General features: G+C 74.1%; 6 protein-coding genes. 5 read left to right on the top strand and 1 reads right to left on the bottom strand.

All coding sequences use genetic code 11. The annotated features are described in order from the left end of the window. The first annotated feature begins 60 nt into the window (after nucleotides 1-60). From ACLJQF_RS03625 to ACLJQF_RS03605, 5 genes are all read left to right on the top strand, one after another. Nucleotides 61-19,803, top strand: a complete 19,743-nt coding sequence (locus ACLJQF_RS03625; protein ID WP_410606755.1) for a non-ribosomal peptide synthase/polyketide synthase — start codon at nucleotides 61-63, stop codon at nucleotides 19,801-19,803. Beyond that, entirely contained in the window at nucleotides 19,800-21,053 is a 1,254-nt protein-coding gene (locus ACLJQF_RS03620) for an MFS transporter (RefSeq protein WP_410606754.1), read from the top strand. The genes ACLJQF_RS03625 and ACLJQF_RS03620 overlap by 4 nt, the downstream gene beginning before the upstream one ends. Further along, entirely contained in the window at nucleotides 21,050-22,249 is a 1,200-nt protein-coding gene (locus ACLJQF_RS03615; RefSeq protein WP_410606753.1) for a cytochrome P450, read from the top strand. Before ACLJQF_RS03620 ends, ACLJQF_RS03615 begins: the two co-directional genes overlap by 4 nt. Nucleotides 22,250-22,338: 89 nt before the next feature. Beyond that, nucleotides 22,339-23,184 (top strand): hypothetical protein, encoded by an 846-nt coding sequence (locus tag ACLJQF_RS03610; RefSeq protein ID WP_410606752.1) that lies wholly within the window; start codon nucleotides 22,339-22,341, stop codon nucleotides 23,182-23,184. A 411-nt stretch (nucleotides 23,185-23,595) separates the two neighbouring features. Then, complete coding sequence (locus ACLJQF_RS03605) at nucleotides 23,596-24,399, top strand: sugar phosphate isomerase/epimerase family protein (RefSeq protein ID WP_410606751.1); 804 nt, start codon at nucleotides 23,596-23,598, stop codon at nucleotides 24,397-24,399. Here ACLJQF_RS03605 and ACLJQF_RS03600 read toward each other — a convergent pair. Beyond that, a complete protein-coding gene (locus tag ACLJQF_RS03600; RefSeq protein ID WP_410606750.1) occupies nucleotides 24,383-25,255 on the bottom strand; it encodes an NADP-dependent oxidoreductase in 873 nt (290 codons plus the stop codon). The genes ACLJQF_RS03605 and ACLJQF_RS03600 overlap by 17 nt on opposite strands. Between the last annotated feature and the right edge of the window lies 1 nt (nucleotide 25,256).

Here is a 25,256-nt window from a genome sequence, read left to right as displayed (position 1 = left end):
CCCGAATTACCACTCACGACGAGCTGACCACCCCGACTCGCGTTGTGAGGAACGAAAGCGATGACCACCTCGAGGAAGAGCCGCATCGACGCGCTGCCCGCGGAGCTGCGGGAGACGCTCAAGCGCCGCCTGGCCGGGCGGGCGGAGCGGTCCGACGTGATCGGGCGGGCGCCCCGGGAGACCGCCCTGCCGCTGTCGTTCGCGCAGCAGCGGCTGTGGTTCCTCGACGAGTTCCGCCCGGGGGACGCGGAGTACAACAGCGCCGTCGCGCTGCGGCTGACCGGGCCGCTGGACAGTGGCGCGCTCACCGGCTCGCTCGCGCGGCTGGTGGCGCGCCACGAATCCCTGCGCACGACCATCGACGACGCCGGCGGCACCCCGGTGCAGGTCGTCCACCCGGATCCGGAGATCCCGGTGCGGACGGTCGACCTGACCACCGATCCGGCGCTGCGGCCCGCCGATCTGGACGAAGTCCTGGAAGCGGAGTACGGCCGGTCGTTCGACCTCCGCCGCGGCCCGCTGGTGCGGCTGCTGCTGGTCCGGGTCGCCGAAGAGCAGCACGTCCTGCTGATCACCGCCCACCACATCGTCACCGACGGCGAATCGATGGGCATCCTCGTCGGCGAGCTCGCCGCGCTGTACGCGGCCGCCGTCCGCGGCGAAACCGCGGAGCTGCCCGAGCCGGCGGTCCAGTACGCCGATTTCGCCGTCTGGCAGCGGAACCGGCTCGCCGGGCCCGTCCTCGACCGGCACCTCGCCTACTGGACGACCCAGCTCGCCGGCGTCGAACCCCTCGACCTGCCGTCCGACCGGCCCCGGCCCGCCGTGCGCACCACGGCCGGTGCCGTGCACCACTTCAGCGTCCCGGCCGAGGTCGCCTCCGGGCTGGCCGAGCTGGCCCGGCTCCACGACACCACCCTGTACACCGTGCTGGTCGCGGCCTGCCAGGTGCTCTTCGCCCGCTACACCGGCCGCACCGACATCGCCGTCGGCACCGTGGTTTCCGGCCGGAACGCCCCCGAGCTGCAGCGGACGGTCGGGTTCTTCGTCGACACCGTGGTCATCCGGTCCACTGTGGACCGGACCGCGTCGTTCGGGACCTTCCTCGACGCCGTCCGCACGACCGTGCTGGAGTCCTTCGAGCACGCCGAAGCCCCGTTCGAAAAGCTCGTCGAAGCGCTGCGCCTCGACCGCGACGCCAGCCGCAACCCGCTGTTCGACGCGATGGTGCTGCTGCACGCAAGCGCCGGCGGGCAGCCGGACTTCGCCGGGCTGACCGCCGAACCGGTCGAGGTGGCCCGCCGCGCCGCCAACTTCGACCTGACCGTCGAGTTCCAGCCGTCCGCGGACGCGCTCGAAGGCTCGCTGGAGTACAACACCGACCTGTTCGACGCGCGGACCGCCGTCGCGCTCGGCGAGCACCTCACCGTGCTGCTGACCGCGATCGCCGCCGACGCACAGCGGCCGGTCGGCGAGCTGCCGATGCTGACCGGGGACGAGCGGCGGCGGCTGCTCACCGGGTGGAACGCCACCGAACTGGACGTGCCCGCGGCCACCGTCACCGAGCTGTTCGAGTCGCAGGCCCAGCGCAGCCCGGACGAGACCGCGCTCGTCGCCGGGGACATCGCGCTGAGCTTCGCCGAGCTCAACGCGATGGCCAACCGCCTCGCCCGCCACCTCGTCACGCTGGGCGCGGGCCCCGAACGGGTCGTGGCGCTCGCCCTCCCGCGCACCGCCGACGCGATCGTGGCCTTCCTCGCCGTGCTGAAGTCCGGTGCGGTGTACCTGCCGATCGATCCCGCCCTGCCGGCCGACCGGAAAGAGCTGCTGCTGCGCGACGCCGGGGCCGTCCTGGTCCTCGGACCACCGGAAATCGCCGCCGCGCCGCAGGAGTACTCCGCCGCGGACCTCACCGACGCCGACCGGATCGCGCCGCTGCGGCCGGACAACCCGGCCTACGTCATCTACACGTCCGGGTCCACCGGCCGGCCGAAGGGGGTGGCCGTCCCGCACCGCAACCTCACCAACCTGCTTTTCAACCACCGCCACGACTTCGCCCCGCCCGGGCGGCGGCTGCGGGTGGCCCTGACCGCCACGCTGTCGTTCGACACGTCCCTGGAAGGCCCCCTGCTCATGGCCGACGGCCACGAGCTGCACCTGATCGGCGACGACGTCCGGCTCGACGCCCACGCCCTCGTCGACCACATCGCCGAGCGCCGGATCGACTTCCTCGACCTCACCCCGACCTACCTGCGCCGGCTGATCCCCGCCGGGCTGCTGACCGACCCGCGGCACCGGCCGCAGATTCTCATGCTCGGCGGCGAAGCCCTCGATGACACCCTCTGGCGGGACCTCGCCGCCGCCGAAGTCACCGTGGCGCACAACTTCTACGGTCCCACCGAGTACACAGTGGACGCGGTCTCGTGCCGGGTCGGCGAAACGGCCCGCCCGGTACTGGGCCGCCCGCTCGCCAACACCCGCGCCTACGTCCTCGACCAGGAGCTGCGGCCGCTGCCCGCCGGCGTGCCCGGCGAGCTGTGCCTCGCCGGGGCCCAGCTCGCGCGCGGCTACCTCGGCCGGCCCGGCCGGACGGCGGGTAGCTTTGTCGCCAATCCGTTCGGCGAGCCGGGCGAGCGGATGTACCGCACCGGGGACCGGGTCCGCTGGACCGCGGACGGGCAACTGGAGTACCTGGGCCGCCTCGACGACCAGGTGAAGATCCGCGGGTTCCGCGTCGAACCGGGCGAGGTCGAGGCCGCGCTGGTGCGCCTGCCCGGCGTCACCGCGGCCGTCGTCGTCGCCAACCGCCCCGACGGCGGGCACGCCCGGCTGGTCGCCTACGTCGTCGGCGCCGGTGCGGTCCCGCCCACGCCGGACGGGCTGCGTGCTGCCCTGCGGGCCACCCTGCCCGACTACCTGGTGCCGTCGGTGTTCGTCCCGATCGACGCGATTCCGCTGACCCCGCAAGGCAAAGTCGACCGGCGGGCGCTCCCCGCCCCCGACGCCCCCGCGGACGGCGGCCGGACCTACGTGCCCGCGCGCACCGCCGTCGAGCACCAGCTCGTGGCGATCTGGTCCGAGGTGCTCGGCAACGACCGCATCGGCGTCGAGGACAACTTCTTCGGCCTCGGCGGCGACTCGATCCTCAGCATCCAGGTGGTCGCCCAGGCCCGTCAGGCCGGCCTGCGGCTCACCTCGCGCGACATCTTCCTGCACCAGACCATCGCCGGGCTCGCCACCGCGGTGCAGACGGCCGCGGTCCACACCCCGGCGGCGGGACCGGTCGCCGGCCCGGCGCCGCTCACCCCGATCCAGCACTGGTTCTTCGACACCCACGGCCCGCTCGCCCACTTCACCATGTCGCAGTTGCTGGAGCTGCCCGCCGACGTCGACCAGCAGGCGCTGCGGACCGCGCTCGACGCGGTCGTCGCCTGCCACGACGCCCTCCGGACCCGGTTCTTCACCCTTGACGGGCAGTGGCGGCAGGAGGTCACGCCCACCCCGCCGACCGGAGTGCTGCGGGTCCGGGACCTGTCCTCGCTCGGCGACGCCGGGCAGCGCGCCGGTATCGAGGCGGCGGCCGCGCAGGTGCGCGCCGGCCTCGACCTCACCACCGGCACCCTCACCGGCGCGGTGCTGCTCCTGCGCGGCACCCGGCCGCCGCTGCTGTTCCTGGCCGTGCACCACCTGGTGGCCGACGGCGTTTCGCTGCGGCTGCTGCTCGGCGACCTCGAAACCGCCTACGGCCAGGTCGTCGCCGGCGCCCCGGTCCGGCTCGCGGCCACGGCCACGCCGTTCACCCAGTGGGCGCACCTGCTGGACCAGCACGTCCGCGACGGCGGGTTCGACGACGACCTCGAGCACTGGACGTCCGTGGCGCGCCGGGTCCCGGCGGCACTGGCCGCCGACCGCGCGGGGGCGGGGACCACCGGCTCCGTCCGCACGCTGACCGTGACCCTCGGCGCGGAGGACACCGACGCGCTCCTGCACCGCGTCCCCGCCACCTACCGGACCCAGGTCAACGACGTGCTGCTCAGCGCGCTCGGGCGGGCACTGGCCGAGCACACGCGCGAGGACGGAGTGCTGATCGCGCTGGAGGGACACGGCCGCGAGGACATCCTCGACGGCGTCGACCTCTCCCGCACGGCGGGTTGGTTCACCACGCAGTTCCCGGTGGCGCTCGACCTGCCGCCGTCGGGGGACTGGGGCGCCACCCTCAAGGCGGTCAAGGAGCAGCTGCGGGCCGTCCCGCGCCGCGGCTTGAGCTACGAAGCCCTGCGGTACCTCGGCGAGCCCGGCGCACCGGGGCACGCGCTGCAGGCGTTCCCGCTGCCGCAGATCTGCTTCAACTACCACGGCCGCTGGGACGCCCAGGCCGGCGCGGACGGCCTGTTCCGCGGCCGGCACGACAGCCCGGGCGCGGACATCGCTCCGGACGAGGCAAGCACCTACCAGCTGGACGTGACCGGCGTCGTCGAATCCGGCGCGCTGTCGCTGACCTGGTCCTACTCCGATCAGGTCACCGACTCCGGCACCGTTCGCGAGCTGGCCGAGGCGATGCTGACCGGGCTGCGCGAGATCGTCGCGCACTGCGCCGGACCGGACGCCGGCGGCCGCACGCCGTCCGACTTCCCGCTGGCCCGCCTGGATCAGTCTACTGTGGACCGGCTGGCCGGTGACGGCCGCGACGTCGACGACATCTACCCGCTCACTCCGCTGCAGGCGGGCATGCTGTTCCACAGCCTGCTGGATCCGACGGCCGACGCCTACGTCGACCAGGCCCGGATGCTCCTGGACGGTGTCCGCGACCCCGACGCGTTCGCACTGGCCTGGCAGCAGGTCGCCGACCGGACCCCGGTCCTGCGGACCGAACTGGTCTGGGACGGCGTCGAGGACCCCCTGCAGATCGTGCGGCACCGGGCGGTCGTCCCGATCACCCGCCACGACTGGCGCGGGCTCTCCGAAGCCGAGCAGGCCGCCCAGCTGGACCGGCTCTCGGCCGAGGACGCCGCCGCCGGGCTCGACCTCACCACCGCGCCGCTGATGCGGCTGGCCGTCGTCGCGCTGACCCACGACCGCGTGCTGCTGATGTGGACCTCCCACCACATCGTGCTCGACGGCTGGAGCCTGGCGCAGATCTTCACCGAGGTGTGCGAGCAGTACGCCGCCCTCACCGAACACCGGGTTCCGCGCGTGCCGGCCCACCGGCCGTTCCGCGACTACCTCGGCTGGCTCGCCGCGCAGGACGTCACGGCGGCGGAAAACCATTGGCGGGACGTGCTTTCCGGGTTCGCCGCCCCGACCCCGCTGCCCTGGGACCGGTCGCCGGCGAGTGCGCACCGGACGCGCTCGTCACGGACGGTCCGGACGCTGTTGTCCACAGAGGACACCACACGGCTGCGGGACGTGGCCCGGCGCCACGGCCTGACCGTCAACACCCTCGTGCAGGGCGCGTGGGCGCTGCTGCTGGCCCACTCCAGCGGCGAGTCCGACGTCGTGTTCGGCACCACCGTCTCCGGCCGTCCCGACGACCTGCCGGGCGTGGAGACCATGATCGGGATGTTCATCAACACCGTCCCGACGCGCACGCGGATCGACAGCGGCGAACGGGTGCTGCCGTGGCTGCAGCGGCTGCAGGACGAGCAGAACCAGGCCCGCCGCTACGACTTCCTCGCGCTCGGGAAACTGCGCGCCCTCAGCGACGTCCCGCCGGGGGAAAACCTGTTCGACAGCATGGTCGCGTTCGAGAACTACCCCTTCGACGAGAACGCGGCCGCACAGGCGGGCGTCACCCTGCGCGAGGTCACCGCTCTCGACGCCACGACGTTCCCGGTCACCCTGCGCGCCTACGTCGACCGGCGCCTGGGCTTCGAGCTGGGCACCGACCCGGACCTGTTCGACGAGGAAACCGCCGCCGCGCTGGCCGCCCGGCTGGAGACCCTGCTGCTCGGCATCGCCGAGAACCCGGACCGCCCGATCGCCCGGCTCCCGTGGCTGTCGGCCGCGGACCGCGCGCAGCTGGTCGCGGACGAGACCGGGTCGCTGCCCGCACCGACCATCACCGAGCTGTTCGCCGCCCAGGTGGCGGCGCGTCCGGACGCGGTCGCGCTCACCGGCGACGGCAGCCGGCTCACCTACGCCGAGCTCAACGCGCGGGCGAACCGCCTGGCGCACCGGCTGATCGCGCTCGGTGCCGGGCCCGAACGGTTCGTCGCGCTGCGTCTGCCGCGCTCGCCGGAACAGGTCGTCGCCATCCTCGCCGTGCTCAAGGCCGGGGCCGCCTACCTGCCGATCGACCCGGCCACGCCGGCCGAGCGCGTCGAGCGGATGGTCGCCGACACCGACCCCGTCGCCGTCCTCGCCCCGGAAGACGTCACCGGAGACGTCACCGTCGAGACGGGCCCGGACACCGACCCGCCGCTGCGCTGCACCCCGGAGCACCCCGCCTACGTCATCTACACCTCCGGTTCGACCGGGCTGCCCAAGGGCGTGGTGATCCCGCACCGCAACGTCACCCGCCTGTTCGCCGCGACCGCCGAGCGGTTCGAGTTCGGCCCCGACGACGTCTGGACGCTGTTCCACTCCTACGCGTTCGACTTCTCCGTCTGGGAGATCTGGGGCCCGCTGCTGCACGGCGGCCGGCTCGTCGTGGTGCCGCACGCCGTGTCCCGATCGCCGCGGGAGTTCCTGCGCCTGCTGGCCGACGAAGGCGTCACCGTGCTCAACCAGACGCCCTCGGCGTTCTACCAGCTCGTCCGGGCCGACGAGGACGATCCCGGCGCCCGGCTTGCGCTGCGGTACGTGATCTTCGGTGGCGAGGCCCTGGAAACGCGCCGGCTGGCCGGGTGGTTCGCTCGCCACGGCGACCGTGCCCCGCGGCTGGTGAACATGTACGGCATCACCGAAACCACCGTGCACGTCACGCACCACGACCTGGAGTCCGATGTGGACACTCCAGGTGTCATCGGTACCGTGCTGCCCGACCTGGCCGGGTACGTCCTCGACGCCGACCTCAACCCGGTCCCGGCCGGGGTGCCGGGCGAGCTGTACGTGGCCGGCGACGGCCTGGCCCGCGGCTACCTCGGCCGCCCCGGGCTGACCGCCGCCCGGTTCGTCGCCGACCCGTTCGGTGCGCCCGGATCCCGGATGTACCGGTCCGGCGACCGCGTCTCCCGCACCTCGGGCGGCGCCCTGCGCTACCACGGCCGCGCCGACCACCAGGTCAAGATCCGCGGCTTCCGGATCGAACCGGGCGAGATCGAGGCCACCCTGCTCGCCCTGGCCGACGTCGGCTCGGCGGCGGTGCTGGCCCGCGAGGACGAGCCCGGCCGCAAGCGGCTGGTCGCCTACGTCGTCGCCGCGACCCCGGACGCCCCGCCGAGCACCGCCCGGCTGCGCGAGCACCTGAGCCGGTCGCTGCCGGACTACATGGTGCCCTCGGCGTTCGTCACGCTCGACGAACTGCCGTTGACCCGCAACGGGAAACTGGACCAGCGGGCCCTCCCGGCCCCCGCCGCGACGGCCATCGAGAGTTTTTCCGAACCCCGCACCGAAGCCGAACGCACGGTTGCGGCGGTCCTGGCCGCGACGCTCGGCCTGGAGCGCGTCGGGGCCGACGGCAACTTCTTCGAGCTGGGCGGGGATTCCATCCTCAGCATCCGGTTCACCTCCGCGCTGCGCGAGGCCTTCGGCGTCGACGTGTCCCCGCGGACGGTGTTCGACCACCCGACGGTCGCGGGCCTGGCCGCCGCGCTGCCCGCCGCGTCCGCCACACCGTTGTCCGCGGCCATCACGCCGGTGCACCGCGACGGTGAGCTGCCGCTGTCCTTCGCCCAGCAGCGCCTGTGGTTCCTCGACGACTTCGCCCCCGGCAGCACCGACCACGTCACGGTCTTCGGCGTGCGGCTGCGCGGCGACCTGCGGCCGGACGCGCTCGCCCGGGCGCTCACCACGCTGATCGCCCGGCACGAGTCGCTGCGCACCACGTTCCCGGCCGTCGACGGCCGCCCGCGCCAGGTCGTGGGGGAGCCGTGGCAGCTCGCGCTGCCGGTCACCGACGCCACCGGCCCGGAGGACCTGCGGCGGCTGCTGGCCGAGGATCTCGCCCGGCCGTTCGACCTCGCCCGGGGCCCCCTGCTGCGGGCGAGGCTCGTCCGCCTGGCCCCGGACGAGCACGCGCTCGTCCTGTCCCTGCACCACATCGTCACCGACGGCTGGTCGATGGGCGTCCTGATCAGCGAACTGGCCACGCTCTACGGCGACGAGCGGGCCGGGCTGCCCGGGCTGCCGATCCAGTACGCGGACTTCGCCGCGTGGCAGCGCGAGCGCCTCACCGGCGACTTCCTCGACGAGCAGCTCGGCTTTTGGCGCCACGAACTCGACGGCCTGCGCCCCCTGGACCTGCCGGCCGACCGCCCACGCCCGGCCACCCGGACGTCGAACGGTGCCGAACACGCGTTCACCCTCGGCGCCGAGGCCCTCGCCGGGCTGCGCCGGCTCAGCCGGGACCGCGACACGACGCTGTTCACCGCGCTCGTCGCCGCCTGCCAGCTGGTCCTGCGGCGCTGGTCCGGCCAGGACGACGTCGCCGTCGGCACGGTGACCTCCGGCCGCGACCACCCGGAGGTCCAGGACCTCGTCGGCCTCTTCGTCAACACCGTCGTCCTGCGGTCCCGAGTGGACGGACGACGAGGCTTCGGCGAGCTGCTCGGCGCCGTCCGCCGGACGGTCCTGGACGCGTTCGCCCACCAGGAGGTGCCGTTCGAGCGGATCGTCGACGAGCTGAGCCCCGACCGCGACCCCAGCCGCACCCCGCTGTTCGAAGTGCTGGTGACCCTGCAGAACGCGGGCAACCGCCTGCCCGCGCTCGCCGGGCTGACGGCGAGTGAGCTGACGCTGCCGATGACCACCGCCGGGTTCGACCTGAGCGTCGAGTTCGAGGAGCGCCCGGACGGTCTGCGCGGCCTGCTCAACTACAACACCGACCTGTTCGACGCCGCGACCGTGCAGCGGTTCGCCGAGCACCTGACGGTCCTGCTCACCGCCGTCGTGGCCGACCCGGACCGGCCGGTCGACGCACTGCCGCTGCTGCCCGCGGCCGAACACGACCTCGTCGTCGAGACGTGGAACAAGACCGACCGGCCGGTGCCGGACGCAGGAGTCGTCGAGCTGTTCGAGGCTCTCGCCGCCCGGACGCCGCACGCGACCGCGGTGGTCTGCGGCGGCACGACGCTGACCTTCGCCGAGCTGAACGCCCGGGCCAACCGGATCGCGCGTGCCCTCGTCGCCCGTGGCGCCGGGCCCGAGCGCCTGGTCGCGGTCGCCCTGCCGCGCTCGGCCGAACTCGTGGTGACGATCCTCGCCGTCCTCAAGGCGGGCGCGGTCCACCTGCCCCTCGACCCCGAGCTGCCCGCCCGGCGCCGGGAAGCGCTGCTGGCCGACGCCCAGCCGGTGCTCGTCATCACCGAACCGGTGGCCGCCGAGGGAACGGACGCGAACCTCCGCACCTCGATCAGCCCGGACCACGCCGCCTACGCGATCTACACCTCCGGCTCCACCGGAACGCCGAAGGGCGTGCTCGTCGGCCACCGCGCCCTGGCCAATTTCGCCGTCGACCACGCGGGCCGGTTCGCCGCCGCGGCCGGGAAGGACCGGCTGCGGGTGGCGCTGACCGCCGCGTTCACCTTCGACGCGTCCTGGGAAACCGTGCTGCTGATGCTGACGGCCGGGCACGAGCTGCACGTGATCGACGCCGACACCCGCCTGGACCCGGCCCTGCTGGCCGGCTACCTCGCCGAGCACCGGATCGACCTGGTCAACTCGACGCCGTCGTTCATCCGGCACCTCCTGGACGCCGGGTTCGGGGGACACCGGCCTTCGGTGCTGCTGATCGGCGGGGAAGCCGTCGGCGAGGCGCTGTGGCGCGACCTGAGCGACCTCGACGGCGTCACCTCGTTCAACCTCTACGGCCCGACCGAGTGCACGGTCGACGCCACCCTGTGCCGGATCGGCGAGACCGCCCGCGAAGTGATCGGCCGTCCGCTCGGGAACGTGCAGGCGTACGTCCTCGACGACCGGCTGCGCCCGGCGCCGATCGGTGTGCCCGGCGAGCTCCACCTGGCGGGCGTCCAGCTGGCTCGGGGCTACCTCAACCGGCCCGGGCTGACCGCGGATCGCTTCCGCGCCGACCCGTTCGGCCCGCCCGGCAGCCGGATGTACACCACCGGCGACCGTGCCCGGTGGACCGCCGACGGGCACCTGGAGTACCTCGGCCGCGTCGACGACCAGGTCAAGATCCGCGGCTTCCGGGTCGAGCCCGGCGAGGTCGAAGCGGCCCTGCGTGCCCTGCCCGAGGTTGCGGACACGGTGGTCGTCGCCCGTCACGACGACGGCCACGCCCGGCTGGTCGCCTACGTCGTCCCGGGTTCCGCGGCGGATCCGGCGCGGCTGCGGACGGCCCTGAAGGAAACCCTGCCCGACCACCTGGTGCCGTCGGTGTTCGTTCCCCTCGACCGGCTGCCGCTGGCCACCAGCGGCAAGGTCGACCGCCGCGCGCTGCCCGCGCCCGCCGTCCACCCGGCCCCGGCCGAGGGCCGGACCGCGCCGCGCACCGACGCCGAACGCCTGCTGGCGGAGATCTGGGCCGACGTCCTCGGCGTCGGAGAACCGGGCGTGGACGACAACTTCTTCGCCCTCGGCGGGGATTCGATCCTCAGCATCCAGGTCGTCTCCCGGGCCCGGCGCCGCGGCCTGCGGCTGACCTCCCGGGACGTCTTCCGCCACCAGAACATCGCCGAACTCGCGCTCGTCGCCGGCGCCGAAGCGGCCGCCGAACCCGAAGCCGGGTTCACCGGCAGGGCGCCGCTCACGCCGATCCAGCGGTGGTTCTTCGAGACCGGCCACCACGACCACTTCACGATGTCCACGCTGGCCGAACTCGACCCCGACACGGACCTCCCGGCCCTCGAAACCGCGTTGGGCGTGGTCCTGGCCCGCCACGACGCCCTGCGCACCCGGTTCACCGGCGACGGCCGGCAGGAGTTCCGGCCCGGCGCCGAACTCCCGGCCCTGCGGCACGCGTCCGAATCGGACACAGCGGACATCAGCACGGTCGCGGCCGAAGCCCGCGCCACGCTGAAGGTCGGGGAGGGCCCGCTCGTCGCGCCCGTGCTGATCACGTCTCCCGGAACACCACCGCGGCTGCTGCTGGTCGTGCACCACCTGGTGGTCGACGGCGTGTCCTGGCGGATCCTCCTGGAAGACCTGGAAACCGCCTACCGCCAAGTGGCCGCCGGACAGCCGGTCGACCTCGGCCCGGCTCCGGCGAGCTACCTCCGCTGGGCCGACCGCCTCGCCGGGCACAGCTTCGACGACGAACTGCCGTACTGGACCGGCGTGCTCGACGGCGTCGTCCCCGACCTGCCGGTGGACGCGGCGGGGGAGAACACCGCCGGAAGCGCCCGCACGGTCACCGTCGGTCTGGACGCCGAGACCACCGACGCCCTGCTCCACCAGGTGCCGGAGGTCTACCGGACGCAGATCAACGACGTCCTGCTCGCCGCGCTCGGCCGGGTGCTGGCCCGCTGGACCGGCCGCGACCGCGTGCTGATCTCGCTGGAAGGACACGGCCGCGAGGAGATTTTCGCCGACCTCGACCTCTCCCGCACGGTCGGCTGGTTCACCGCCGAGTACCCCGTCGCGCTCACCGTCCCGGCGGCCGAGGACTGGGGACCGACGCTCAAAGCCGTCAAGGAGCAGCTGCGGGCGGTGCCCGGCAAGGGCCTCGGCTACGGCGCGCTGCGGCGGCACGACGACCCGGTGCCGCAGGTTTCCCTGAACTACCACGGACAGTGGACCGCCGGCGGCGATGACGGGCTGTACCGCGGCTTCGGCGGCGACCTCGGTCCCGACGTCGACCCGGAACGGCCGCGCACGGCCCTCCTGGACGTCGTCGGCATCGTCGACGGCGGCCGGCTCGAACTGGCCTGGACCTACGCGCCGGACATTCACCGCGAGGACACCGTGCGCGGGCTCGCCGAGCAGGTCCTGACGGCGCTGCGCGAGATCGCCGCCCACTGCGCCACTCCGGACGCCGGCGGCCGCACGCCGTCGGACTTCCCGCTGGTCCGCCTCGACCAGTCCACAGTGGACACGCTGGCCGGCGACGGCCGCGAAGTCGAGGACATCTACCCGCTCACTCCACTGCAGGCCGGAATGGTGTTCCACACCCTGGTCGACGACGGCTCCCCGGCCTACTTCGAGCAGGTCCGCATCCGGCTCGCCGGCGTCACCGACCCGGCCGCGCTCGCCGCCGCCTGGCAGCGGGTCGTCGACCGGACCCCGGTGCTGCGCACCCGGCTCGTCTGGACCGGCGTCGAAGAGCCCGTCCAGGTGGTGGACCGCGCGGCGACCCTGCCGGTCACCCACCACGACTGGCGTGACCTCGGCCCGGCGGACCGCGAAACCGCCCTGGCCGAGGCCCTGGCGGCCGACCGTGCGGTTCCGTTCGACCTGACCCGGGCGCCGCTGACCCGGCTGACGATCGCCGCCCTGCCCGGCGACGAGGTCGACCTCGTGTGGACGTCCCACCACGTGCTGTTCGACGGCTGGAGCTCCGCGCAGGTCTTCGCCGAGGCCTGCGAGCAGTACGCCGCCGCGACCGCCGGCGTCCGGCCCGCCCTGGTCACCCGGCGCCCGTACCGGGACTACCTCGGCTGGCTGGCCGGGCGCGACCAGGCCGCCGCCGACGCGTTCTGGCGGGACACCCTGGCCGGCTTCGACGCGCCCACGGCGTTGCCCTACGACCGCCCGCCGGCCGAAGCCCACCAGTCCCGGTCCACCGACTCGGTCCGGATCGAGCTGCCGCCGGCCGCGACACTGCGGCTGCGCGAGTTCGCCCGGACCCACGGCCTGACCGTCAACACCGTCGTGCAGGGCGGCTGGGCGCTGCTGCTGGCGATGCTCTCGGGTGACCGGGACGTCGTCTTCGGCACCACGGTTTCCGGCCGCCCGGCCGACCTGACCGGCGTCGAAACCATGATCGGGCTGTTCATCAACACGATCCCCACCCGCGTCCGCGTGGACGCCACCCTGCCGGTGGCGCGGTGGCTCGGGCAGCTGCAGGCGGCCCAGAGCGAGGCCCGCGACCACGACTTCGTGTCGCTGGCCCGGCTGCGCCCGCTCAGCGACGTCCCCGCGGGGCAGAACCTGTTCGACAGCATGGTGGTGTTCGAGAACTACCCGATCAGCGAGCCCGCCACCGCGGGCGCGCCCCGGGTCGTCGAGGTCGCCTCGGCCGACGCCACGAACTTCCCGCTGTGCCTGCGCGCGTCCCTCGACGATGGCCTCGCGCTCGACCTCGCCTACGACCCGGCGCTGTTCGACGCCGGCACCGTCACCACCATGACCGACCGGCTGATCCGGCTGCTCGACGCCGTCACCGCGGACCCGGACCGGCCGCTGGCCCGGGTGCCGTGGGTCGACGCCGCCGAGCGGGCGAGGGTGCTCGCCGACGCCCACGGCCCGGGCGCCGCCGGGACGCCGTCCACGGTGCCCGCGCTGTTCGCCGACCAGGTGCGGCGGCGGCCGGACGACCCCGCCGTGCTCACCGGCGACCGGACCCTGACCTACGCCGAGCTCGACGAGCGGGCCAACCACCTGGCCGGGCGGCTGGCCGGCCTCGGCGTCGGCGTCGAGGACCGGATCGGGCTGCTGCTCGAACCGTCGGTCGACCACGTCGTCGCCGAACTCGCCGTGCTCAAGGCCGGCGCGGCCTACGTCCCGCTGGACACCCGGGCGCCGCACGAGCGGCTGCGGGCGGTGCTCGCCGAGGCCGGGGTGACGGTCGTGGTCGCCGGCGACACCGGGGTGCCTGCCGCCGAAGCCGTCCACAGTGGACCGGTGCTGACCGTCGGCGAGCAGCGGTCTCCCATCGCGCCGCAAACGCTTGCGGGGCCCGAAAACCTCGCCTACGTGATGTACACCTCCGGCTCCACCGGCGTCCCCAAGGGTGTCGCCGTGCGCCACCGCGACATCACCGCGCTGGCCCAGGACGGCCGGTTCGCCGGCGGCGCCCACACCCGGGTGCTTGCCCACTCGCCGCTGGCCTTCGACGCCTCCACCTACGAGCTGTGGGTCCCGCTGCTCACCGGCGGTGCGACGGTCCTGCCCGACGGGCCCGACCTGACTCCGGTGTCGTTGCGGCGCGCGGTTTCCGCACACGACGTGACGTCGGCGTGGCTGACCGCCGGGCTCTTCCGGCTGCTCGCGCAGGACGCCCCGGACGCCCTGCGCGGCCTGCGCGAGGTGTGGACCGGCGGCGACGTCGTCCCGCCCGCCGTGGTGCGGACGGTCCAGGCCGCCTGCCCCGGCCTGGTGGTGGTCGACGGCTACGGCCCCACCGAAACGACCACCTTCGCGACTTCGTTCCGGATGACCGGGGAGGCGGGCGTGCCCGAGCCGGTGCCGATCGGCCGGCCGCTCGACGGCATGCGCGCGTACGTGCTGGACGCCGAGCTGCGGCCGCTGCCCGCCGGCGCCCCCGGCGAACTGTGCCTGGCCGGCGCGGGCCTGGCCCGCGGCTACCTCGGCCGGCCCGGCCTGACCGCCGAGCGCTTCGTCCCCGACCCGTTCGGCGCGCCGGGGGAGCGGATGTACCGCACCGGCGACGTCGTCCGCCGCGGCGCGGGCGGCGAACTGGTGTTCCTCGGCCGGTCCGACGACCAGGTCAAGCTGCGCGGCTTCCGGATCGAGCCCGCCGAGGTCGAGACCGTGCTGGCCGCGCACCCGGCGGTCGCGCAGGCGGTCGCGAGCGTGCACGCGGACGCCGCCGGCACCCGGCGGCTCATCGCGCACGTCGTCCTCGAGCGTGCCGCCGATCCGGACGAACTGCGCGCGCACGCCGCCGCGGCGCTGCCCGAGTACATGGTGCCCGCCGTCATCCTGGTGCTGCCGGAGCTTCCGTTGAACCGCAACGGAAAGGTCGACCGCCGGGCGCTGCCGGCCCCGGACGGCCCGGTGCCGTCGCGGCGGCCCTACGCCGAGCCGTCGACGCCGACCCAGCGCGCCGTCGCCGGGATCTGGCAGCGGCTGCTCGGCGTCGAGCGGGTCGGCGCGCAGGACAACTTCTTCGAGCTCGGCGGCGACTCCATCCTCAGCATCCGGCTGGTGTCCCGGCTGCTGGCCGAATGCGGCGTATCGCTGTCGCCGCGGGCGGTGTTCGCCCACCCGACGGTGTCCCGGCTCGCCGCCGCGATCGAAACCGTCGGCGCCACCGCCCAGGACCCGATCCCGGCCGTCCCCCGCGACGGCGAGCTGCCGCAGTCCTTCGCCCAGCAGCGGCTGTGGTTCCTCGACGAGTTCGAGCCGGGCGGCACCGAGTACGTCACGAGTTCCGCCGTGCGCCTGCGCGGCGAATTGGACGTCGACGCGCTCGCCACGGCGTTCACCCAGCTGGTGGCCCGGCACGAGCCGCTGCGCACCACGTTCGGGTCGGCCGACGGCCACGGCGTCCAGGTCGTGCACCCGCCGTCGCCGGTCCCGCTGCCGGTCGTCGACGCCCGCGCGGAGGAGCTCGCGGAGATCCTGCGTGCCGACAGCGAACACCCCTTCGACCTCAGCGAAGGTCCGCTGCTGCGGGCGAAGCTGATCCGGCTCGCGCCGCGGGAGCACGTGCTCACCGTGGCGGTGCACCACATCGTCACCGACGGCTGGTCGAACGGGCTCATCGCCGAAGAGATCAGCGCGTTTTACGCGGCCGCGTTGCGCGGCGAACCGGCGGACCTGCCGCCGTTGCCGGTGCAGTATGCGGACTTCGCGGCCTGGCAACGCGGCCGGCTCGCCGAGCGCGTCCTGGCCGGCCAGATCGACTACTGGACCGAGCGCCTGCGCGACCTGACGCCGCTGGAACTGCCCACCGACCGGCCCCGGCCGCCGGTGCGCACCACCCGCGGCGCGACGCAGGAGATCGCCGTCCCGGCGGCGGTGACCGCGCGGCTCGAACAGGTGAGCCGGCAGCGCGAGACGACCCTGTTCACCACGCTCGTCGCGGCGTGCCAGGTGCTGCTGGGCCGCTGGGCCGGCCAGGACGACGTCGCCGTCGGCACGGTCACCTCCGGCCGGGAGCGGCCGGAGCTCGAAGGGCTCGTCGGGTTCTTCGTCAACACGCTGGTCCTGCGGTCCCGGGTCCGCCCCGACCTGGCGTTCACGGCGTTCCTCGACGAGGTCGCGGCGGGCGTCCGCGCGGCGTTCGACCACCAGGACCTGCCGTTCGACCGGGTCGTCGACGCCGTCCAGCCGGGCCGTGACCCGAGCCGCACGCCGTTGTTCCAGGTGATGGTGGTGCTGCAGAACAGCCCCCGCGAGGCAACCAGCCTGCCCGGTCTCGAAACCGAGGAGATCGCCCAGCCCGCGACGGCGGCGAACTTCGACCTGACCGTCGAATTCCAGCCGGACGGGGACGTGCTGCGCGCGGCGTTGACGTACAACACGGACCTGTTCGACGCGGCCACGATCGACCGCCTGGCCTCCCAGCTGGGTGTGCTGCTGGCGGCCGTCGCGGACAACCCGGACCGGCCACTGGCCCGGCTGCCGCTGATCGGCGCGGCCGAGCGCGAACTGGTCCTGGAAGGGTGGAACGACACAGCCGTTCCGGTGGCGCCCTTCACGGTGCCCGAGCTGGTCGCGGCCCGCGCGCGGCAGACGCCGGACGCGATGGCGGTGATCGCGGGCGAGTCGGTGACGTACGCCGAGCTGGACGCCCGCGCTTCGCGGCTCGCACGGGTGCTGGCCGGGCACGGGATCGGCCCGGAGCGGATCGTGGCGCTGGCGTTGCCGCGGTCGGTGGAGATCGTGGTGGCCCAGCTCGCGGTGTGGAAGGCCGGCGGGGCGTTCGTCCCGGTGGATCCGACCTACCCGATCGAGCGCATCACGTTCATGCTCGCCGACGCCCGCCCGGCCTTGGTGCTGACGCTGGAGGGCTTGGCGCCGCCGGTGCCCGAGGGCGTGGCGGTGCTGACGCTGGACGAACCGGCGCTCTTCGGCGACGCGCCGGAGGGCGGCGGCTCGGTGCTGCCCGCGGCGGAATCGGCCGAACCCGCTGCCGCGCCTGAGCCTGCCGCACCCGTTGCCGTCCGCCCCGAGCACCCCGCCTACGTCATCTACACCTCCGGCTCCACTGGCCGCCCCAAGGGCGTGGTCGTCACCCATGCCGGGCTGGCGTCCTTCGCCGCCGCCGAAGCCGAGCACCTTCGCGTCACCGAAGGCGACCGCGTCCTGGCCTACTCCTCGCCGAGCTTCGACGCCTCCATCCTCGAACTCTGCCTGGCCCTGCCCTCGGGCGCCGCGCTCGTCGTGGTCCCGCCCGAGCCGCTGCTCGGCGAACCCCTCGCCGAGTTCCTCGCCGCCCACCGGATCACCCACACCCTGATCCCGCCCGCCGCGCTGGCCACCGTCCCGGCGACCGACCTGCCGGACCTGCGCACGCTCGTCGTCGGCGGGGACGCCTGCCCGGCGGAGCTCGTCGACCGGTGGGCGCCCGGCCGGCGCATGATCAACGCCTACGGCCCCACCGAGTCGACCATCGTCGCGACCTGGAGCGATCCCCTCGTCCCGGGCACGCCGCCACCCATCGGCCGGCCCATCCCGAACACCCGCGGCTACGTGCTCGACGCCGCCCTCGAACCGGTGCCGGTCGGGGTGGCCGGCGAGCTGTACGTCGCCGGGCCGAGCCTGGCCCGCGGCTACCTCGACCGGCCCGGCCTGACCGCCGACCGGTTCACCGCCAACCCGTTCGGCGCGCCGGGCGAGCGGATGTACCGCACCGGCGACGTCGTCCGGTGGACCGCCACCGGGCAACTGGAGTTCACCGGCCGCGCCGACGACCAGGTCAAGGTCCGCGGCTTCCGGATCGAACTCGGCGAAGTCGAGGCGGCCCTGACCCGGCATCCCGGGGTCGCCGCCGCCGTGGCCGCCGTCCAGCAGGACGAGTCGGGCCACAAACGCCTGGTCGCCTGCTTCGTCGCCGAACCGGGGACCGAGCCGGTCGGCGCCGCGGCCCTGCGCGAATTCCTCACCCGGTCGCTCCCCGGCCACTCGGTGCCCGCCGCCCTGCTGGAGCTGCCCGCGCTGCCGCTGGGCCCGTCCGGCAAGGTCGACCGCCGCGCGCTGCCCGTGGTCGCCGCCGCGGCCGAGCCGGCCACCCGGCACGTCGAGCCGGTGACCCCGGCCGAGCGGGTGCTCTGCGAGATCTGGGCGCAGGTCCTCGGCCTGGACCGGGTCGGCACCGCCGACAACTTCTTCGAGCTGGGCGGCGATTCCATCCTCAGCATGCAGGTCGTGTCCCGGGCCCGGCAGGCCGGCCTCCGGCTGTCCACAAAGGACATCTTCCTGCACCAGACCGTCGCCGCACTGGCCCCCGAAGCCGGCGCGGTGGCCGAGACAACCGAGGCGGACGGCCCGGTCACCGGGCCGGTGCCGCTGACCCCGATCCAGGACTGGTTCTTCGCCACCCACACCGTCAACCCGCACCACTTCAACCAGTCGATGCTGGTCGAGCTCGCCGACGGCTTCGACGCCGACGCCCTGCGCCGGGCCCTCGCCGCGGTGTGGACGCACCACGACGCCCTGCGGATGCGGTTCGAAAAGACCGAAGGGGACTGGCGCCAGCACAACGCCGACGTCGAGCCGGTGCCCGAGCTGCGCCACGAGGACCTGACCGCCGTACCCGAGGCCGACCGGCCGGACGCCCTGACCCGCGTCGCCGACGACGTCCACGCCGGGTTCGACCTCACGCAGGGCCCGCTGCTGGCCGCCGTCCTGGCCACGGCCGATCCGGCGTGGCGGCCGCGGCTGTTCCTGGCCGCGCACCACGTCGTCGTCGACGCCGTCTCCTGGCGCATCCTGCTCGACGACCTCGACACCGCCTACCGCCAGGCCGCCCGGGGCGGCCCGATCGACCTCGGCCCGCGGACGACGTCGTTCCGCGACTGGGCGCACCGCCTGGGTGAGCACGTCCGCACCGGCGGCTTCGACGACGAACTGGCGTATTGGACCGGCCTGCCCGCCTCGGGCGACCTGCCGGTGGACCACGACGGCGACGACACCGGCACCGCGGAGGTCACCGTGGTGCTCGACGCCGGCGACACCGACGCCCTGCTGCGCTCGGCGCCCTCGGCCTACCGCACGCGCGTCAACGACGTCCTGCTCACCGCCGTGGCCTGGGCACTGGCCCGGTGGACCGGCCGCCCGGACGTGTCGATCGCGCTGGAAGGCCACGGCCGGGAGGACGTCCTCGACGGCGTCGACCTCAACCGGACGGTGGGCTGGTTCACCACGCTGTTCCCGGTGGCACTGTCGATCGAGGACACAGAGGACACAGACTGGCGGACGCTGGTCAAGTCCGTCCGCAAGCAGCTGCGGGCCGTGCCCGGCAACGGGTTCGGCTACGGCGCCCTCCGCCACCTCGGCGCCCCGGACGTCCGGGAGCGGCTCGCGGGAAGCACACCGCAGATCTCGTTCAACTACCTCGGCCAGTGGGACGGGTCCGGCGGGACGACGACGTCCGAGAGCCTCTACGCCGCCGTCCGCGGTTCGCTCGGCCGCGACCACGACCCGGCCGAGCACCACCCGCACCTGCTCGACCTGGTCGGCGCGGTCCAGGACGGCGAACTCGTGTTCTCGCTGATCTACCAGCCGGGCCGCCACGACCGGCGGACCGCCGAAGCGCTGGCCGGCGACTTCGCGGCCGCGCTGCGGCGGATCGCCGCCGACAGCCAGGCCCCGGCCCACCGGAAGGAGCGGCGGTGACCACGCGGCTTTCGCGCAACCGCAACTACCAGGTGCTGTGGGGCAGCCAGGCGCTGTCCGAGGCCGGGTTCAGCGCGTCGATGATCGCGTTGCCGCTGCTGGTGCTGGCGGTGACCGGCTCGCCCGCGCTGTCCGGGCTGGTCCTCGGCGTCGACGCGATGGCCCAGCTGGTCGCCGGGCTGCCCGCGGGCGCGCTGGCGGACCGGTGGGACCGCAAGAAGATCCTGCTCGGCTGCGAGGCGGGGTACGCGCTGGCGGTGGGGAGCCTGGTCGCGGCGATCTGGTGGGACGGCGTGCGCATTCCGCACCTGATCGCGGTCGCGGCGGTGATGGGCTGCTGCCGGTCGCTGTTCGGCCCGGCCGAAGGCGCGATGCTGGCCGGTGTCGTCCCGCCGGCCCAGCTGCCGACGGCGGTGGCGATGAACTCCGCGCGCGGCGCGCTCGGGCAGCTGTCGGGCACCGCGGTCGGCGGGTTCCTCTACGGCGTCGGGCGGGCCGTCCCGTTCGCCTTCGACGTGCTCGTCCACCTGGTCTCGCTGGTCGCGTTGACGTTCGTTCGTGCACCGCGGCGCGAGGCCGCGCCGGTCGAGGGCGGGCACCTCGGCAAGGAGATGGCCGAGGGGCTGCGCTGGGTGTGGAGCGAACGGCACGTGCGCGTCACGGTGGCGTGCGCGGTGAGCCTGAACTTCTTCTTCAGCGCCTACTACATCGTCATCATCGTGCTGGCCAAGGAGCGGGGCGTCACCTCGGGCGAGATCGGCGTGATGGCCGCGATGCTCGGCGTCGGCGGCGTGGCCGGGTCGCTGATCGCGCCCTACCTGCAGCGGCGGCTCAGCCCCTACGTGTCGATCATGAGCGTGTTCTGGGTGCTGACCCTGCTGACCCCGCTCGCGGCCGTGATCCACGACGGCTACCTGCTGGGCGCGCTGTTCGTCGCCATGGCCCTGCTCCCGCCGACCGCCAACACGACGATCGGGACCTACCAGCTGCTGCTCACCCCCGACCGGCTGCGCGGCCGCCTGACCAGCGTGATGGGCGTGATCGGCGGGGTGTCCGCGGCGACCGGGCCGGCGTTCGGCGGCCTGGTGGTGCAGGCGTTCCCCGGCACCGGCGCCGTCGTGCTGTGCGCGGCCGGGATCGCGCTGGTCACCCTGGTCGTCACGGTCAGCCCCACGCTGCGCCGCTTCCCCCGCAGCGACACCCTCGTCCCCGCATCCCCGCCGACGACGACCGAGGAGAAGACATCATGACCACCCAGGAATCGTTCGCCTTCGAAGGCCTGCTGGCGCGTTCGGCCGAGCTGCGCGAACGCGGCGGCCCGGTGCACCACGACGAGGAAGCGGGAACGTGGCGGGTGCTCGACCACCCGGGCGTCTCGCGGGTGCTGTCCGACCCGGCGGCGTTCTCGTCCGACTTCAGCGGGCTCACGCCGGTCCAGGAGGACTTCGAGACGTTCCGCAAGGGCAACTTCGTCGGGATGGACCCGCCGGATCACCGCAAGCTGCGCACCCTGGTCAGCCAGGCGTTCACCCCGCGCGTGGTGGCGGGCCTCGAGCCGCGGATCCGGGCCATCGCGGGTGAACTGCTCGACGAGGTCGCCGGAGCGTCCCGCTTCGACGTCGTCGACGCGCTGGCCTACCCGCTGCCGATCATCGTGATCGCGGAGCTCCTCGGCGTCCCGGTGGCGGACCGCCCGCTGTTCACCCGCTGGGCCCAGGTCCTCTTCAGCGGCGACCAGCTCGGCGAGTCGGCCGACATGGAAGACATCCAGCGCGCGCTGGACGCGATCGCCCCGACGATCCGCGAGATGAACGCCTACATCCTCGACCACATCCGCCACCACCGCGCCCACCCCGGCCCGGGCCTGACGAGCAGGCTGGTGGAGGCGGAGTGCGACGGCGAGCGCCTCGAAGACCAGGAGATCGTCGGGTTCGTCGCGCTGCTGCTGATCGCGGGCCACATCACGACGACGGCGTTGCTGGGCAACGCGGTGGTGACGTTCGACCGGAACCCGTCCGCGGCGGCCGCGGTGCGGTCCGCACCGGGCGGCCTGCCGGCGGCGCTGGAGGAAGTGCTCCGGATGCTGCCGCCGTTCCCCGAGCTGGGCCGCCGCACGACCCGCGAGATCGAGCTGGGCGGCCATCGCATCCCGGAGAACTCGATCCTGATGGCGGACCTCGCGGCGGCCAACCGCGACCCGGCGTTCTTCGACCGGCCGGACTCGTTCGACCCGGCGCGCAACCCCAACCCGCACCTGACGTTCGGCCACGGCATTCACTTCTGTTTCGGGGCACCGCTGGCGCGGCTGGAGGGGCGGCTCGCGTTCGAGGTGCTGTTCGAGCGGTTCCGGGACATGGCGGTCGCCACGGACGCGCCGGTGGAGTTCCAGAACCCGTCGGTGATCGTGAGTGTCAGGCATCTGCCGCTGGACGTGGAGCGGGCCTGATGGGGGTTCGAGGTTCCGGATGCGCCTTCACTGGGTAGCCCCCAGGTGTGAGCAGGTGGTGCCTGCTGCGACGAGTGAGAGGTGATCACATGAGCCAGGGCGACGCCCCGGTCGGGCGATCGGTGAAGACGGCGGCGGCCGGCGTACGGGATCTCGCCGCGGAGGCCGCGCGGGTCGGAGCGGCCGCGGCCGCGCGGGCGGTCGAAATCACCGACCGGAAGCTGGCCGAAGGCAAGGACGAACTCGCGAAGGTCGGCCGGGCGGCCACCAAGGACCTCGACAAGAGCACCCGGTCGTCACGCCGTGACGTGCTGGCGAATTCGGGCGCGGCCCGCGACGAGGTCCTGGCCCGCGCGGCGAAGATGCGCGACCCGGGCCGCAAGGCGGCCTTGGCGGTGGCGACGGTGATGAGCTCGACGGGCGAGTCCGGCCGGAAGCGCCGGAAGGCCGTGGCCACGGCGAAGCGTGACTTGGCGGTGGCGCTCCAGGAGGCCAAGAGCGTGGCCCGCGGCGAGCGGACCAAGCGCTCACGCTGGCCGTGGCTGATCGCGCTGGGCGCGGTGGCGGCGGCGATCGTGGCGGTGGTCCAGGTCCGGCGGCCGAACCCGCTGGCCGAGGTGGAGAAGAACGCTTCGGCACAGCCGGGGGAGAAGCCGACGACCCAGCCGACGACCCAGCCGGCAGCGACCACGGCAGAGAAGCCGGAGGCAGCAGCCAAGCCGGCCTCGGCGACTCCGGCCGCTACCCCGGCGACCCCGGCCTCGCCGACGCCGACGCCGACTCCGGCTTCGGCGACGCCGACTCCGGCTTCGCAGCCGACGGACAAGCCGGCCCCGGCAGCGGCCAAGCCGACGCCGGCCCAGCAGGCGGCCAATGCCGCCGACGGCGCGAACGGCCGCGCGTCCGCGGGCCGCGGCCAGAACAAGGCCCACTAAGCGGGCTTCCGACGCCCGCGCCCGAGGTGATCACGGGCGCGGGCATCGGCATGCCCGCAGCAGCCGAGGGGTAGAGCAAGGCGGCCGCAGCCGCGGCCGAGCGAAGTGCAAGGCTGCCGCGGCCGAGGGTGGTGCAAGCCTGCCGCGCCAAGGGGGGTGCGAGGCTGCCGCCGCCGAGGGCGGTGCAAGGCTGCCGCGGCCGACGGCGCGAACCGTAGCCGGGCCCGGCTCAACACAAGCCGCACTTGCGTGCCCGCTTCGCCCTTCCCGGCACGTATGGTTCGTTCGCCGCGGGTATCTCGCGTGATTGAAGGGGCATCTCGCGTGATTGAAGGGGCGACACGATGCCCGGCCCGTCTGCCCGGCGGCTGAAAGCGCTTACACTCGGCCCGACGAGCGGGGAGGTCGTGGATGGGCCGGAAGTTTGCGGTGAGCACGCTGGGCATGCCCGGCATCCCGGTCCGCGAAGCGGCCCGCATCGCGCAAACCCACCACTGCACCGGCCTCGAACTGCGCGTCCACCCCGACGAAGAAGTCCACTTGGGACTCTCCGGACCCGCCACCGACGCCGTCCGGGCCCTGCTGGACGGCGAAGGCCTCGCCATCTCCTGCCTGGCCGGCTACGCCAAAGCCGCCGCTCCCGGCGCCGACCGGCCCGTCATCGACGAGCTCAAAGCCCTGATCGCCCTGGCGCACCGCATCGGCGCTCCGGCGATCCGCGTCTTCCCCGGCGGCGACGGCGACAGCGACGGTGGCGGCGAAACCGGCGACGCCCACCCCCGCATCGCCGCCGTCCTCGACGACCTGCGGGCCGCCGGGGTGCGGCTGCTCGTCGAAACGCACGACTCGCACCCCACCGGGGCCGCCGCCCGGAGCCTGGTCGACGGGTTCGGCGCACCGGATCTCGCCGCCGTGCTGTGGGACGCCGTCCACCCGTGGCGGGCCGGGGAGGCACCGGCCGTCACGCACGAGGTGCTCGGCCCTTACCTCGGCTATTTCCAGGTCAAGGACGTACTGAGCCGCGAGACGCCGACGCCGGTGCCGCCGGGAGAGGGCGCCGTTCCGCTCGGCGAGTGCGGGGACCTGCTGCGTTCGTGGTCCGGCTGGGTGTCGCTCGAGTGGGAAAAAGCCTGGTACCCCGACCTCGCGCCGGTCGACGTGCCGCTGCGGGCCGCCGCGGCGTGGTTCGCGCGGTACCTCACGCCGTCCGGATGATCGTCCGGCCGCGCGTGCCGAACGCCGCCGGGGCTTCGGCGAGCGGGCGCACCGTGTCGATCCGCGGGCGGAGGCGGCCGTCCCGGACCCGTTGGGCCAGGTCCGCGAGGCGGGCCCGGTCCGGCTCGACCACGAAGAAGATCCCGGGGCGGATGCGGGGCGGCTCGGCGATCGTGACGAGCGTGCCGCCGTCGCGCACCAGCGCCGCGGAGCGGTCGAGGACCTCGCCGCCGAGGACGTCGAGCACCACGTCCACCGGACCGATGTCCGGGGAGAGCGGGTCGAAGAACGCTTCCGCGCCGAGGCCGAGCACAGTCTCCCGGTCGGCTGCCCGCCCGGTGCCGAGCACCCGGGCGCCCGCCTCCCGGGCCAGCTGCACCGCGAGCGTGCCGACGCTGCCGGCCGCCCCGTGGACCAGGACGGTCCGGCCCGCGGTGAGCCGCCCGTGGTCGAACAGGGCCTGCCACGCCGTCAGCCCGGAGATCGGCAGGGCCGCGGCCGTGACGTGGTCGACGTCGGCGGGCAGCGGTGCGAGGTTGCGCGCTTCCACCGCCGTGTACTCGGCCAGCGAGCCGTTGCGGGCCCAGTCGGCCAGGCCGAAGACCCGCTGGCCGACGGTCAGGCCGGTCGTCCCGTAGCCCAGTTCCGCGACGACGCCCGACAGCTCGTGGCCGGGGACGCTCGGCGTCCGGTCCCGGCCCGCGCGGTCGGTCCAGGTACCCGGCCAGGTCAGCTCGCCGGGGGTGAACCCGGCCGCGTGCACCCGCACCACGACGTCGTTTTCGGCGGCGTGCGGGTACGGCAGCTCGGTGAGGGCCGGTTCGGCGGCCCGGCCGGAGACGGTGATGGCTTGCACG

The sequence above is a fragment of the Amycolatopsis sp. lyj-109 genome (assembly GCF_046548995.1).
GTDB lineage: Bacteria > Actinomycetota > Actinomycetes > Mycobacteriales > Pseudonocardiaceae > Amycolatopsis.
Note: the sequence above shows the minus strand (reverse complement) of the source record. Positions and strands in the feature narration are given on the sequence as shown.

Bases quoted from the DNA above. Each gene is read 5' to 3' on its own strand.
- ACLJQF_RS03625 (WP_410606755.1), top strand. From the start codon at position 61: ATGACCACCTCGAGGAAGAGCCGCATCGACGCGCTGCCCGCGGAGCTG.
- ACLJQF_RS03605 (WP_410606751.1), top strand. From the start codon at position 23,596: ATGGGCCGGAAGTTTGCGGTGAGCACGCTGGGCATGCCCGGCATCCCG.
- ACLJQF_RS03610 (WP_410606752.1), top strand. From the start codon at position 22,339: ATGAGCCAGGGCGACGCCCCGGTCGGGCGATCGGTGAAGACGGCGGCG.
- ACLJQF_RS03615 (WP_410606753.1), top strand. From the start codon at position 21,050: ATGACCACCCAGGAATCGTTCGCCTTCGAAGGCCTGCTGGCGCGTTCG.